Annotated in this window: 9 protein-coding genes; 7 read left to right on the top strand and 2 right to left on the bottom strand. The window is 70.3% G+C overall.

All coding sequences use genetic code 11. The features are described from left to right. Window positions 1-18 precede the first annotated feature (18 nt). Window positions 19-2,127, bottom strand: a complete 2,109-nt coding sequence (fusA, locus tag KY572_RS23035; protein WP_224245093.1) for an elongation factor G — start codon at window positions 2,125-2,127, stop codon at window positions 19-21. A 524-nt stretch (window positions 2,128-2,651) separates the two neighbouring features. Between fusA and KY572_RS23040 the strand changes: the two genes are divergently transcribed. Then, window positions 2,652-2,984 (top strand): hypothetical protein, encoded by a 333-nt coding sequence (locus tag KY572_RS23040; RefSeq protein WP_224245094.1) that lies wholly within the window; start codon window positions 2,652-2,654, stop codon window positions 2,982-2,984. Window positions 2,985-3,082: 98 nt separating this feature from the next. Further along, window positions 3,083-4,222: a type IV pilus twitching motility protein PilT gene (locus KY572_RS23045; protein ID WP_224245095.1), complete on the top strand. Its 1,140-nt coding sequence runs from the start codon at window positions 3,083-3,085 to the stop codon at window positions 4,220-4,222. Window position 4,223: 1 nt separating this feature from the next. Here KY572_RS23045 and KY572_RS23050 read toward each other — a convergent pair whose 3' ends face one another. Next, complete coding sequence (locus KY572_RS23050; protein WP_224245096.1) at window positions 4,224-5,102, bottom strand: LysR substrate-binding domain-containing protein; 879 nt, start codon at window positions 5,100-5,102, stop codon at window positions 4,224-4,226. A 99-nt stretch (window positions 5,103-5,201) separates the two neighbouring features. Here KY572_RS23050 and KY572_RS23055 point away from each other — a divergent pair, with 99 nt between their 5' ends. From KY572_RS23055 to KY572_RS23075, 5 genes are all read left to right on the top strand, one after another. Continuing rightward, a complete protein-coding gene (locus KY572_RS23055; protein WP_224245097.1) occupies window positions 5,202-6,839 on the top strand; it encodes an acetolactate synthase large subunit in 1,638 nt (545 codons plus the stop codon). Between the two features lie 33 nt (window positions 6,840-6,872). After that, window positions 6,873-8,312, top strand: a complete 1,440-nt coding sequence (locus tag KY572_RS23060) for an aldehyde dehydrogenase family protein (protein WP_224245098.1) — start codon at window positions 6,873-6,875, stop codon at window positions 8,310-8,312. A gap of 273 nt (window positions 8,313-8,585) precedes the next feature. Then, window positions 8,586-8,783: a hypothetical protein gene (locus KY572_RS23065; RefSeq protein ID WP_224245099.1), complete on the top strand. Its 198-nt coding sequence runs from the start codon at window positions 8,586-8,588 to the stop codon at window positions 8,781-8,783. Window positions 8,784-8,963: 180 nt separating this feature from the next. Next, the gene (locus tag KY572_RS23070; protein WP_224245100.1) at window positions 8,964-11,768 is read left to right on the top strand and encodes a DEAD/DEAH box helicase; all 2,805 of its coding nucleotides are present in this window, start codon (window positions 8,964-8,966) and stop codon (window positions 11,766-11,768) included. 59 nt (window positions 11,769-11,827) lie between these two features. After that, window positions 11,828-13,312, top strand: coding sequence for a tetratricopeptide repeat protein (locus KY572_RS23075; RefSeq protein WP_224245101.1), 1,485 nt, complete (start codon window positions 11,828-11,830; stop codon window positions 13,310-13,312).

Raw genomic sequence — 13,312 nt, forward strand, 5'->3', positions numbered from 1 at the left:
TCCCGGGGCCCTGTTCTTCTACTGCTGTGCCGCCACCACCACTGACTCCTGCATCGCGTCAGGCACCGGCTCGTAGGTGGCCAGCCGCAGGGTGGCCATGGCGCGGCCCTGCGTGCGGCCTCGCAGGCTGGTCACGTAGCCGAAGAGGTGGGCCATGGGCACCTGCGCGGAGACGTTCCGCACCGCTCCATGTCCCTCCATTCCCCGCACACGCCCCCGCCGGGAGGACAGATCCCCGAGCACGTCCCCGAGGAACTCCTCCGGCGTGGTGACCTCCACGTCCATCACGGGCTCCAGCAACCGCACGCCCGCGCGCCGCGCCGCCTCCTGGAAGGCCAGGGAGCCGGCCATGGTGAACGCCTGGGGAGAGGAGTCCCGCACGTGCGTGCTCCCATCCACCAGTCGCACCTCCACGTCCACCACCGGGTAGCCCGCCAGCACGCCCCGCTGCATGGCGCCCGCCACGCCCTTCTCGATGGCGGGGATGAACTCCTTCGGGATGACGCCGCTGTGCGTGTCATCCACGAAGACGAGCCCCGAGCCTCGCGGCCCGGGCCCCACCTCCATCACCACGTGGGCGTACTGCCCCGGCCCCCCGGTCTGTCGCACGTGGCGGTACTCCTGGCGGACCTTCTGGCGCAGCGTCTCGCGGTAGGCCACCTTGGGCTGGCCCACGCGCGCCTCCACGCCGTACTCGGTCCTCAGGCGATCCACCACGATCTCCAGGTGCAGCTCTCCCATGCCGGACAGCAGCTGCTGCCCGGTCTCCGGGTCCACCTCCACGCGCAGCGAGGGGTCCTCCGCCGCCAGCCGCGTCAGTCCGTCCTCCATCTTCTGCTGCTCTCCTCGAGAGCGCGCCTCGACGGCCAGCTGGATGACCGGCTCGGGGAAGTGCAGCGACTCCAGCACCACGGGCGCCTCCAGCGAGCACAGGGTGTCGCCGGTGCGCACGCCGCGCAGGTTCAGCGCCGCGCAGATGTCGCCGGCGTGCACCTCGTCCACCTCCTCGCGCTTGTTGGCATGCATGAACATCAGTCGCCCCACGCGCTCGCGGCGCTGTTGGCGGGTGTTGAGCAGGGCCATGCCCGTGCGCAACGTGCCCGAGTACACACGCAGGAAGACGACGCTCCCCACGTTCTTGTCGTGCATCAGCTTGAAGACGAGCGCGCACACGGCTTCCTCATCGTTCGCCGGACGGGTGACGAGCACCTGGGTGTCCGGAGTCACGCCCTCCACCGCCGGCAGGTCCGACGGCGCGGGCAGGTAGTTGACCACTGCGTCCAACAGCATCTGCACACCCTTCTTCTTGAAGGCCGCCCCGCAGAGCACCGGCACCAGCTTGCGCTGGAGGGTGCCCGAGCGGAGCGCGTGCTCCAGCTCCTCCTCCGTGATGTCCGCCACCTGTCCGTCCACGTACTTTTGCAGCACGGTGCCATCCACCTCCGCGCACGCCTCGATGAGGCGCTGGCGCAGGGCCTCCGCCTCCGCCCGCAGCGGCTCGGGGATCTCCCGCGCCTGGGAGGGCTCTCCCGACGCCTCGTCGAAGAAGAAGGCCCTCATGCGCGGCAGGTCCACGACGCCGCTGAACTCCGTGCCGGCCCCGATGGGCAGCTGCACCGGCACCGGGTTCGCATCCAGCCGCTCGCGGATGGACCGCACGCTCATGGCGAAGTCCGCGCCCACCTTGTCCATCTTGTTGAGGAAGGCGATGCGCGGCACGCCGTGCCGGTTGGCCTGGTGCCACACCGTCTCGGACTGAGGCTCCACGCCCTGGCTGGCGTCGAACACCGCCACCGCCCCATCCAGCACGCGCAGGGAGCGCTCCACCTCGATGGTGAAGTCCACGTGTCCCGGCGTGTCCAGGATGTTGATGCGGTGCGGGGTGCCCGCGAAGGGCCCGCGCATCGGCTTCCAGAAGGCGGTGGTGGCCGCCGAGGTGATGGTGATGCCGCGCTGCTTCTCCTGCACCATCCAGTCCATCTCGGTGGAGCCCGCGTGCACCTCGCCCATGGCGTGGATGCGACCGGTGAAGAAGAGGATGCGCTCGGTGAGCGTGGTCTTGCCCGCGTCGATGTGGGCCATGATGCCGATGTTGCGGTAGCGGTCGATGCGTGTCGTGCGAGACATAAAGACTTCCCATTCCCGTCGGGTGAGCCCACCCGCGGGTCGAAAGACAGACACTGGTTGATGAGGAATGAAGCCGCGGCGGCTCGCGGGGACACACGCATGCCCGGGAGCGACCCCTGGGGATGCTCAGGTCAGCGCGAGGACACACGAAGGCCGGGGATGATCAGGGCGGAACCAGGCCCGCTCGGCGCACGGGAACCAGCCAACCCGCGCGCCAGGGACCTCGGTCCGCCTGATCAAATGTCGAGCAGCACCTTGTTGCGGGAGCCCAGACGCACGTCCGCCATCGGCGCGAGCACGCGCACGGAAGGCACACCGAGAATGGTGGAGACGGGCCTCATGACCCGGGCAATCTACGACAAGGGCTTGCTTTGTCAACCCCATGTCTGTGATTGCCGCGAATGTGTCACGAAGGGCGCGGGCCCGGCTGCGCGGCTCCCCGCGCGTCACAAACCGGTCCTCCGGCCTCCACCCGCAGGCACCGCGAGGCGTCGAGCTCCTCGCCCCTGACCGAGGAGGGCCTCATGAAGCGCCTGAAGCCGCTCGTTGCCTGCTGCCTGCTGGGACTCGTGAGCCTCGCTGGCTGCGGCGGGAAGGACACCGAGCAGGGCACCGGGCCTCAGCAATCCCCGTCGCCCCAGACCGAGCAGGCGGTGGGGCCTGGGGGGCTTCCCGGGACGGCGCCCTCAACCCGTCAGCAGCCCATCTGCCGCAACCTGAAGGAGGGAGACCCCGGGTACCCGGGCTGGACCTACTGCTGTGACAACGAGGACATGACCCGGAGCTACTGGACGGGGGCCAACGCCAACCGGAGTGGCACCTGGGACGGGAGCTGCTCCTCCTGGGGTATCCGGTAGCACGTCGCGGGGGTGGCGGGCGGGGGGCCTTCTCCGGGTGTTCGGGCACCCAGGCCAGGCGTCTGGCCCGCGAGGGACACCGGGTGAACCCCCGAGGCATGCCCAGAACCTTCTGGAACGGGGGGCGGGGTGCTAGGGTCCTGACCTCTCGTGAGGTCAGGGTCCTGGACAAAGCAACACTCGACAAGCTGCTGACGGTGGGCGTGCAGAACGGCGCCTCGGACATCCACTTCCGCCCCGGCGATCCGCCCATCTACCGCGTCAACGGCGTCCTGCGCCCGTTGCGCATGGAGAAGCTGGCGCCGGAGCACACGCGTGAGGTGGCGCTCCACCTCATGCACGATCCGGTGGCTCGGAGCCAGATCGAGTCCATCCAGGAGCACGACACCTCGTACGGCCTGGCCGGGGTGGCCCGCTTCCGCGTGAACATCTACCGGCAGCGCGGCACGCTGGCGATCATCCTCCGCATCATCCCGGCCAACGTGCCCACCATCGAAGGGCTGGGCCTGCCGGAGGTCCTCAAGACGATTGCCAGCCAGGACCGCGGCCTGGTGCTGGTGACGGGGGCCACGGGCTCGGGCAAGAGCTCCACGCTGGCGGCGATGATCGACCACATCAACCGCAACGAGAGCCTGCACATCCTCACCATCGAGGACCCGATCGAGTTCATCTACAAGAACGTCAAGTCCTCCATCTCCCAGCGGGAGATCGGTCCGGACACGAGCAGCTTCGCCATGGCGCTGCGCGCGGCGCTCCGGCAGGACCCGGACGTCATCCTCGTGGGCGAGATGCGCGACACGGAGACGATCGACATCGCGCTCAAGGCCTCGGAGACGGGCCACCTGGTGCTCTCCACCGTGCACACGACGGACGCCTCGCGCACCATCAACCGCCTCGTCTCGGTGTTCAACGCCGAGGAGCAGACGATGGTGCGGATGCGTCTGGCCGACAGCCTCAAGGCCACCATCTCCCAGCGCCTGCTGCCCCGCGGCGACAACAAGGGGCGCGCGGTGGCGCTGGAGATCATGGTCCAGACGAAGACCATCCAGGAGTACATCCGCGAGGACCGCGCCAACGAGCTGAAGGACGTCATCGAGAAGGGCCGCGACACCTACGGCATGCAGTCCTTCGATCAGCACCTGAGCCAGCTGTACAAGTCGGGCGTCATCACCCTGGAGACGGCTCAGGGCGCGGCCACCAACCCGGCGGACTTCGCGCGCGCGCTCGAGTTCGAGTGACTCAGGTCTCCTGGGCCCGTGCTCGCACTTCCGCCGCGAACAGCTCCGCGGCGGGCGTGCGTGGCGCGCCCTTGCGCCACAGCAGCGCCGCGAGCTCCGACCGGGGAGCAGGGGAGAGCCGCTTCACCACGAGCCGCTCGGCGTCGGCCAGCCGCGGCTCGGGCAGCATCGTGACGGCGAGCCCCGCGCGCACGATGGCCAGCACGGTGCCGACCGCGTTCGACTCGAGCGCGATGCGGGGTGCCAGCCTCATCGCGGAGAACCAGGCATCCACGCGCGCTCGCACCCGTAGGCCGCGCGAGAGCAGCGCGAACGGCTCGTCCGTGAGCTGTCGCGTCCCCACGGACTCCGCTCCCGCCAGGGGGTGACCCCGCGCGACGACGAGGGCCAGCCTGCTGTCGAAGACGGGCTCCGCGTCCAGGTCCGGCAGGCGTGCCGGTGCGTACGCCAGCCCCACGTCCAGCTTGCCGTCCGTCAGCCGCCGCTCCACCCGGCGCACGATCGCCTCCTCGGCGCTCAGCGCCAGGCCCGGGTGCCTGCGCAGCACGGCGGCGAGCGCTGGCACCACGACGCCGCGCATGCTGGGGGGATAGCCCACCCGCAGCGCTCCCGAGGTGAGCCCGCGCAGCGCGCCCACCGCCACCCGTCCCGCATCCACGTCCTCCAGCGCGCGCGAGGCGTACGTGCGGAACAGCTCTCCCGCCTGCGTCAGGCGCACGCCGCCGCGGGCGCGCTCGAAGAGCGGCGCTCCGAGCTCCTCCTCGAGCTGGCGGATCTGCTGCGACAGCGTGGGCTGCGAGACGTGGAGGCGCCGCGCGGCGCGGCCGAAGTGCAGCGCGTCGGCGACGGCGGAGAAGTAGCGGAGGTGGCGCAGTTCCATCCCGCCATCATAGGCAATGCCTATCGAGTCGATGGGAACAAACGAATGTACGAATCGATGCCCGCGCGTACATCTTGTCCCATCCCCGAGGAGGGACTCATGAAGGCAGCGGACCTGTTCGTCAAAGCGCTCGAGGCAGAGGGTGTGCGTTGCGTCTTCGGACTTCCAGGCGAGGAGAACCTGGACCTGCTCGAGTCGATGCGGGCCGCGGGCATGCGCCTCGTCGTCACCCGCCACGAGCAGGCCGCGGGCTTCATGGCCGCCACGTGGGGGCGGCTCACCGGACGCGCGGGCGTGTGCCTCTCGACGCTGGGGCCGGGCGCCACCAACCTCGTCACGGCCGCGGCGTACGCGCAGCTCGGCGGCATGCCCATGGTGATGCTCACCGGGCAGAAGCCCATCAAGGCCAGCAAGCAGGGCCACTTCCAGATCGTCGACGTCGTGGGGATGATGCGGCCGCTCACCAAGTCCACCCGCACGCTCGTCTCCGCGGAGCATGTGCCCTCGGCGGTGCGCGAGGCCTTCCGCCGCGCCGAGGAGGAGCGCCCCGGCGCCACGCACCTGGAGCTGCCCGAGGACGTGGCGCGGGAGTCCACCGAAGCGCCCCCCATCTCGCCAGGCCCCGCGCGTCGACCCGTGGCGGACGAGGCGTCCATCGCCCAGGCTGTCGAGGCCATCGCCTCCGCCCGGCGCCCGCTGCTCATGATTGGCGCGGGCGCCAACCGCAAGCTCACCTCGGAGATGCTCCGCGTCCTCGTGGACCGGGTGGGGATTCCCTTCTTCAGCACCCAGATGGGCAAGGGGGTGGTGGATGAGACGCACCCACTCTGGATGGGCACCGCCGCGCTCTCCGACGGGGACTTCGTCCACCGCGCCATCGAGGCCTCGGACTGCATCGTCAACGTGGGCCATGACGTCATCGAGAAGCCGCCCTTCGTCATGCGGGATGGCCGCCGCACGGTGGTCCACCTGAACTTCTCGTCGGCCGAGGTGGATCCCGTGTACTTCCCCCAGGTGCAGGTGATCGGCGACATCGCCAACGCCGTGTGGCGCATCTCGGAGGGAGTCGCTCCCCGGGCGCACTGGGACTTCGCGCCCTTCGAGCGGGCGCGCGCGGGGCTGGACGCGCAGCTGGCCCGAGGCATCGACGATGACCGCTTCCCCCTCTATCCCGCTCGGCTCGTCGCCGAGGTGCGGCGCGCCATGCCGGACGATGGCGTCGTGTGCCTGGACAACGGCATGTACAAGCTCTGGTTCGCTCGCTACTACCGCTGCCGGAGGCCCAACACGCTGCTGCTCGACAATGCGCTCGCGACCATGGGGGCGGGGCTGCCTTCCGCCATCGCTGCCAAGCTGGTCCACCCGCGACGCAAGGTGCTCGCCGTCTGTGGAGATGGAGGCTTCATGATGAACTCGCAGGAGCTGGAGACGGCGGTGCGCCTGCGGCTGGACCTGACGGTCGTCGTGGTGCGTGACGACGGCTACGGGATGATTCGCTGGAAGCAGGGGGCCATGGGGCTGCCGGACTTCGGGATGCAGCTGGGCAACCCGGACTTCGTCCGCTACGCGGAGGCTTACGGCGCGCACGGGCACCGTCCGACGAGCGCCACCGAGTTCGGCGCCACGCTCGCCCGCTGCCTGGAGTCGGGCGGCGTGCACGTCATCGACCTGCCCATCGACTATTCGGACAACACTCGCGCGCTGGGCGCGGGTGACGAGCAAGGCATCGCGCACTGAGCTGTGAGGACCCGAGAGGAAGTGAGGGACACCATGCTGGCTGAACGCTACCCCTATTACCTGGCCAACCGCCCGCGACAGCCCAACGCGGAGCTGGCCGTGACCGACAAGTACTCGGGCGAGATCGTGACGCACGTGGCGCTCGCGGATGCCCGGGCGGTGGAGGAGGCCATCGCCGCCGCGGTGCGCGCGACCGGTCCGATGCGCCGCCTGGCGCCGTACGCCCGGCAGGAGGTGCTCGAGCACTGCGTGCGCCGCTTTCGTGAGCGGGCCGAGGAGTTCGCGCTCGTCCTCTGCATCGAGGCGGGCAAGCCGCTCCGCGACGCGCGCGGTGAAGTCTCGCGGCTGATCGAGACGTTCAAGGCGGCGGCCGAGGAGGCCGTGCGGGGCGGGGGAGAGGTGCTGAACCTGGAGGTGTCGAAGCGCTCGGCGGGCTACCGCGGCTTCACCCAGCGGGTGCCCGTGGGCCCGTGCTCGTTCATCACCCCGTTCAACTTCCCGCTCAACCTGGTGGCGCACAAGGTGGCGCCCGCCATCGCCGCCGGCTGCCCGTTCGTGCTCAAGCCGTCGGACCGCACCCCCGTGAGCGCCATGCTCATGGCCGAGGTGCTCGCCGAGACGGACCTGCCCGAGGGAGCCTTCTCGGTCCTCCCGACGCGGCTCGAGGACGTGGGGCCGTTCATCGAGGATGACCGGCTCAAGCTGCTCTCGTTCACCGGCTCGGAGAAGGTGGGGTGGGAGCTCAAGGCGCGCGCCGGCCGCAAGAAGGTGGTCCTGGAGCTGGGCGGCAACGCGGCCTGCGTCGTGGACCGGGACCAGGCCGATCGCCTGGACTTCATCGCGGACCGCGTGGCCCTGGGTGCCTTCTTCCAGGCCGGGCAGAGCTGCATCTCGGTCCAGCGCGTCCTCGCGCATGAGCAGGTGTATGACTCGCTGCGTGACCGGCTCGTCGCCCGAGCGCGCGCGCTGCGCACGGGCAATCCCCGGGATGAGGCCACCACGCTGGGGCCCATGATCGACGAGCCCGCCGCGCGGCGGCTGGAGGGCTGGATCCAGCGCGCGGTGGGGCGGGGCGCGCGTGTCCTGTGTGGAGGAGGACGGCGCGGCTCGCTGCTCGAGGCCACGGTGCTGGAGGGCGTGCCCGCCGACGAGCCGCTGAGCGCGGAGGAGGCGTTCGGTCCGGTCGTCCTGCTGCAGCGCTTCGGAGCGTTCGACGAGGCACTCCGCGCCGTGAATGACGGGCGCTACGGGCTGCAGGCCGGCGTCTTCACCCACGATCTGTCACGGGCGATGCAGGCGTGGGACGAGCTGGAGGTGGGAGGCGTCGTCGTGGGAGACGTGCCGAGCTTCCGCGTCGACACGATGCCCTACGGCGGCGTGAAGGGCTCGGGGCTGGGACGGGAGGGCGTGAAGTACGCCATCGAGGACATGACCGAGCTGCGGCTGCTCGTCCTGCGTCCTTCGTCCAGCTGAGTGTTCACCGCTCCAGCACCGGGAGGGGCCTGACTGTCCTTCAGCGCAACGTCAGGTCCCGGGAGCGTGGCGGGCCTTCGGGCCTGTGGCCATTGGGTAGCGCTCCACTCGTTGCTCGAGGACACCTCTGAAACCGCACGATGGAGGTGGGGCCCGACGGGTGGCTCTACATCTCCGTTGGCAGCAGCTGCAACGCCTGCGACGAGACGAACAAGGAGCACGCCACGCTGCTGCGGGCGAAGCTGGATGGCTCGGATCGGGAGATCTTCGCTCGTGGCCAGGCCCACAGCGCGCCTCCGCTTCGACGGCGGGCAGCCGAGGGACTTCGAGGACTTCATGACGGGTTTCCTGCTGGAGAACGGCAAGGCCCAGTTCGGCAGGCCCGCCGGCCTGGCTCAGCTGCCGGATGGCTCGCTGCTGATGGGAGATGACTCCAATGGGGTCATCTACCGCGTGACCTACGGTGGGTGAGCCCGCTCCGCACCGGTCCGACTCCTTCCAAGGGCGGACACATGGAGAGGGCCCGCGGGGCGTGCATGGCGGGCTCGGAGGGCGTAAAGGGTCGAGGAGGCGACGTCTCCGCGGGCCTCTGGCGCTCGCGGTGGCAGTCGTGCTTTCGCTTTACCCCATCCTCATGCGTGATTGCCTGGCGTGCGTACCCCGACCGATCGCTACCTTCCTCCCGACCATGACGCCTTCGTCGCCTCCGAGCCGAAGACGGGGCGCATCATCGTCATCGCTCCCACGCGGGCCGCGTGCGAGACCATCGAGCTCGCCATCGGGCTCCACATCGAGACCTACCTGGAGAAGCACCACGGGCCACGGGTGCGCGAGCTGGCCCGCTCGGGCAAGGGCTTCGGCATCGTGGCGGGGACCGGGACCGGCAAGACGCTCGCCATCCGGCTCATCGCCGAGGAGATCGTCGGCACGCCCAGCGGAACCCCGCTCCGCATCGGGGTGGTGAACCGCGAGCGCGAGGCGACTCCCGAGCTGCCCTCCTGGAACGTCATCATCGTGACGACCGGCATCGCGCGGCGCTGGTTCCAGAACGGCGACATCCTCCCGCACGACACGCTCATCATCGACGAGATCCATCAGACGTCGGCGGAGCTCGAGCTCTGCCTCGCGCTCGGCAAGCGCGTGGGCTGCCGCTACATCTGGCTCTCGGCCACGGTCGATCCGACGCTCTACGCGCGGTACCTGAACAGCGCCGACGTGCTCGAGGTTCAGGCCTTCGATCCGAAGAAGGTGGCCACGGTGGTGGTCGAGCCCAAGCCACCCCTCGCGTTCCTGGATGAGCCGTTCCTCCGCGCCGTGACGCGTGAGGAGCGCGGCGTGGGCATCTTCCTCCCCACGCGCGCGGCGGTCGAGGAGGTGGCCTCGTACGTGGGCACCCGCTGGCCGCACATCCACTCGGCCTACTACCACGGCGGAGAGCCCATCCGTGCCATCCGCCCCTTCCTCGAGGGGAACGAGCCCAAGCCCTACCTCCTGGCCATGACCGCCGCCGGGCAGAGCGCGCTCAACGTGCAGGGGCTCGACACGGTCGTCATCGACGACACGCGCTTCGCCAACGTCGTCGAGCGCGGCCGCAACGTGCTCACACGCCAGCACCTCGGCAACAACGAGCTGCTCCAGATGGCCGGGCGCGTGCACGGGCGCGTGGAGGGTGGGCGCGTCTTCATCCTCAGCGACCGAGCGATCGACTTCTTCAAGCTCCGCCCCACGGAGCCCGAGTTCCAGCTCGCGGGTGACTCGGAGCGGGTGGCGCTCACCGCGGCCGCGCTCGGGGTTCGCGCCGACGAGCTGGACCTCCCCGTGCCCCTCGATCGCATCGCTTACCGCCGCGCGTTCCAGCGACTGCAGGCGCGCAACATCGTCGACGCGCAGGGGAAGCTCTCTCAGTACGGGCGCGCGGTGGAGGCGCTCCCGGTGGAGCGCACGTGGGCGGAGCTGATCGTCAACGCCGACGATGGTCTGCTCCCGTACCTCGCCGTGTGCAGCGCCATCGAGTCGCTCCACCGCATGACGCGCGAGGAGCGCAACCTGGATGACGTGCTGGTGCCCGGCAGCGACCACCTCACCGCCTACAACCTCTACGCCGATGCGTACCGGGCGGCGGGCTACGTGGGCGAGGTGTACGGGCTGCCGCGCCATCTGTTCCAGACGGAGAAGATCGAGCGCTGGGCCGAGCGCCGGGGCGTCCTGGTGAAGGCCATCGAGGACGCGGCGCTGGCGATGGCGAGCGTCTACCGAAGCGTGGGCGTCAGCCTGCCCTCACGCATGCCGTTCGCGGGGGACCGGGTGCTCCGCCGCTTCGCCGACCTGCTCGCGCGCTTCATGCCCTTCGATCTCGTCATCGACGAGCAGACGTCCTGGGGGGAGGAGGCGCGCGTCTCGAAGACGAGCGTGTGTGGGAGCTTCGGCGCGGTCGCCGGGACGCTCCGCTACTTCGCCGACCGCTACGGCTCCACGCATGCGGCCATCGAGGGGACCCAGGTCCCGCTCGAGTTGCTGCGCCGGTACGCGCGCCGCACCGGCGCGGGGCTGGCCTACGACTCGTTCCACCGATCCCTCGTGTTCGAGCGGCGCCTGGAGCACTCCGGCTTCGAGCTGGATCATGAGGTCGAGGTGCTCCGCGCGTGGGGGCCGGAGCTGGCCGAAGCCGCGCGGCGAGCGCTCGCCGAGGCACTGGCCCGAGGGGAGGCGCGGCACGCGGCGGTGCGCCGCAACCAGCAGGGCATCGACGAGATACGCGAGGTGTGGCGTCGCTCGGGCGGACGCACGGCGAAGCTGGGGGAGCAGGAGCTGACGGCCCTCTACGAGGCCCAGCTCGAGGGTGTCACCACGATGGACGAGTTCCAGGAGCGCCCGCTGGGGCTCGACCTGGACGCGCTCGTGCCTCGCCAGGTACGCCGGGAGCTCCTGGCCTTGCCCAGCGCGGTGCTCATCCGCGATCAAGAGGTGGAGCTGGGCTACGAGGTGGAGCAGGACGAGACGGGAAAGCCGTTCGGTGTCGTGCGCCTCCACCTGCCGGAGAAGATGGCCCGCAGCCTCGTGGAAGAGGAGCTCCCCGTCCTCGACCGGCCGATGCGCTTCGGTGTCAATCGGGGCCGGCGTGGCGCCGTGCGCGGCGACACGCTGCTCGAGCTGCAGGAGGTGCTCGACATGCCGTGGATGCCCGAGGAGCTCGAGGCCGCGCGAGAGGGCCGCAGGAGCGAGAGCGGGCGCCCGGCGATGCAGCACGGGCGCTACCCTCGCAAGGAGGGGACTCCGTCCCGTCGGGCTGGGGGACATGGGACCCGGACGCCCCGAGGCGGTGGTGACCGGCGAGGCGGAAGCCACGGCGGCAGGGGAGGGCGCGACGGCTCGGGTGGCGGACGGGGGCGAGGCGGCACGGGCGGGCGCGGTGGACGGACAGGAGGAGGCAAGGGCGGAAGGCGCCCGAGGCGCTGAGGAGCAACGCGCCTCACGCCTTCCGCGGAGCAGGGCCGCGGCCGTGGCATGCTCTCGCCATGGGCTTCTTCGATCGCCTCTTCGGCCGTGCTGCTCCCCCCGCTCCCAGTTCTCCCGACGCACTGCGAGAGCGCCTGTTCGACGCCGTCCAGTCGGGAGATGGAGCGGCGCTTGCCAGGCTCTGCACGGAGCATGAGGCGGCGATCCTCGAGCACTTCCCGTCCTGGCAGAACGTCCCTGAGGAGATCCGCCGCGATCGAACCCGGCTCCAGCGCTACGGACAGGGCCTCGTCAGCATCGCGCGGTACTTCGCGGAGACGCGGAGCCGTCCCGAGCTGCTCCAGCGCTTGATGGGCCCTCCTGCCGAGAATCCCATCATGCGCTGGGAGAAGGTCCTGGCTCGCTCCGAGGAGCTCATGGGCGGACTGGACTTCGAGGGAGCGCTGGCCTTGCTGACTCCGGAGGAAGAGCGGATCCGCGGCATCTCGGGCGGAAGCGCCGAGTCCATTCGGGCGATGACTCTCGGCCAGATGGCCACCTGTCACTTCCAGAGTGGCCGCCCCGAGGTCGCGATCCCGCTCTATCGACAGGCCCTCGAGCTCTGCCGGAAGGCCCAGGATGAGGAGGGCATCGCCGCCTATCTGGGCAGCCTCTTCGAGGTGCTGCGCTACCTGGGGAGTGGAGCCGAAGCCGCGGCGGTCGCGGCCGAGTACTCCCAGGTGCTGGAGCGCTCCGGGCAGGCCGCGCAGGCACGCCGCTTCCGGAAGATCTCGGACATCGTCCGGGCCGGCGAGCCGCTCAACCGGGTCGTGGCCGAGTTCCAGGGCACGCCCTTCGAGCTCGACGAGCTCCCGGCTCTCATCGACGGGCCGGTTCGGTTCATCTTCTGCCGCAACCGCCTGGGCCTCGCCCGCGCCATGTCCCTGGTCGAGCGAGGCCGCGAGCTCGGGTCGCAGAACCGCTTCGAGGAGGCGCTCCCGCTGTTTCGCGAGGCGAGCCAGATCGATCCCCACGCCCCCGAGCCCCTCTATGACGAGGCCGTCACGCTGCTCTCCCTCGAGCGCGCGGGCGAGGCCATGGCCCGATATGACCAGGTCGAAGCGCTCGCTCCGGGATGGTTCCACTGTCGCGCCGAGCGCTGGCTGGCCTCCGGGATCGCTGCCGGGCGCATTCCCCAGTCGGCCTTCAGTCTCCTTCGCATGCTCGAGAACCCGGGCGTCGACGTCCATCAGAGGGTTCAGCTCGCCACCCAGGGGATCAGTGAAGCTCCCCGGGTGCCCGCCTTCCACCTCCAGCTGACGCGGGATCTCGCGAGGCTCGGCCGGGAAACAGAGGCCCGACAGGTGCTCGCCGAGGGACTGGAAGTGGCCGAGGAGCCCGACATCCGCTCACGGTTGCTGGTGGAGTCCGCGCGCCAGGAGGCGCCCTCTCCCGTGCGCGACCGGAAGCTTCACGAGGCCATGGCGCCCGGCGGCAATCTGGTCGCGGCGGCCACGGCGGTGGTGATGCTGCGCGTGGGGCAAGGCCAGGGGTTGCTGCACTGA

The sequence above is a fragment of the Hyalangium gracile genome (assembly GCF_020103725.1).
In the GTDB taxonomy this organism is placed as follows: domain Bacteria; phylum Myxococcota; class Myxococcia; order Myxococcales; family Myxococcaceae; genus Hyalangium; species Hyalangium gracile.

Coding starts and splice junctions, on each gene's coding strand:
- KY572_RS23055 (WP_224245097.1), top strand. CDS start 5,202: ATGAAGGCAGCGGACCTGTTCGTCAAAGCGCTCGAGGCAGAGGGTGTG.
- KY572_RS23050 (WP_224245096.1), bottom strand. CDS start 5,102: ATGGAACTGCGCCACCTCCGCTACTTCTCCGCCGTCGCCGACGCGCTG.
- KY572_RS23060 (WP_224245098.1), top strand. CDS start 6,873: ATGCTGGCTGAACGCTACCCCTATTACCTGGCCAACCGCCCGCGACAG.
- KY572_RS23045 (WP_224245095.1), top strand. CDS start 3,083: ATGCCCAGAACCTTCTGGAACGGGGGGCGGGGTGCTAGGGTCCTGACC.
- KY572_RS23075 (WP_224245101.1), top strand. CDS start 11,828: ATGGGCTTCTTCGATCGCCTCTTCGGCCGTGCTGCTCCCCCCGCTCCC.
- fusA (WP_224245093.1), bottom strand. CDS start 2,127: ATGTCTCGCACGACACGCATCGACCGCTACCGCAACATCGGCATCATG.
- KY572_RS23040 (WP_224245094.1), top strand. CDS start 2,652: ATGAAGCGCCTGAAGCCGCTCGTTGCCTGCTGCCTGCTGGGACTCGTG.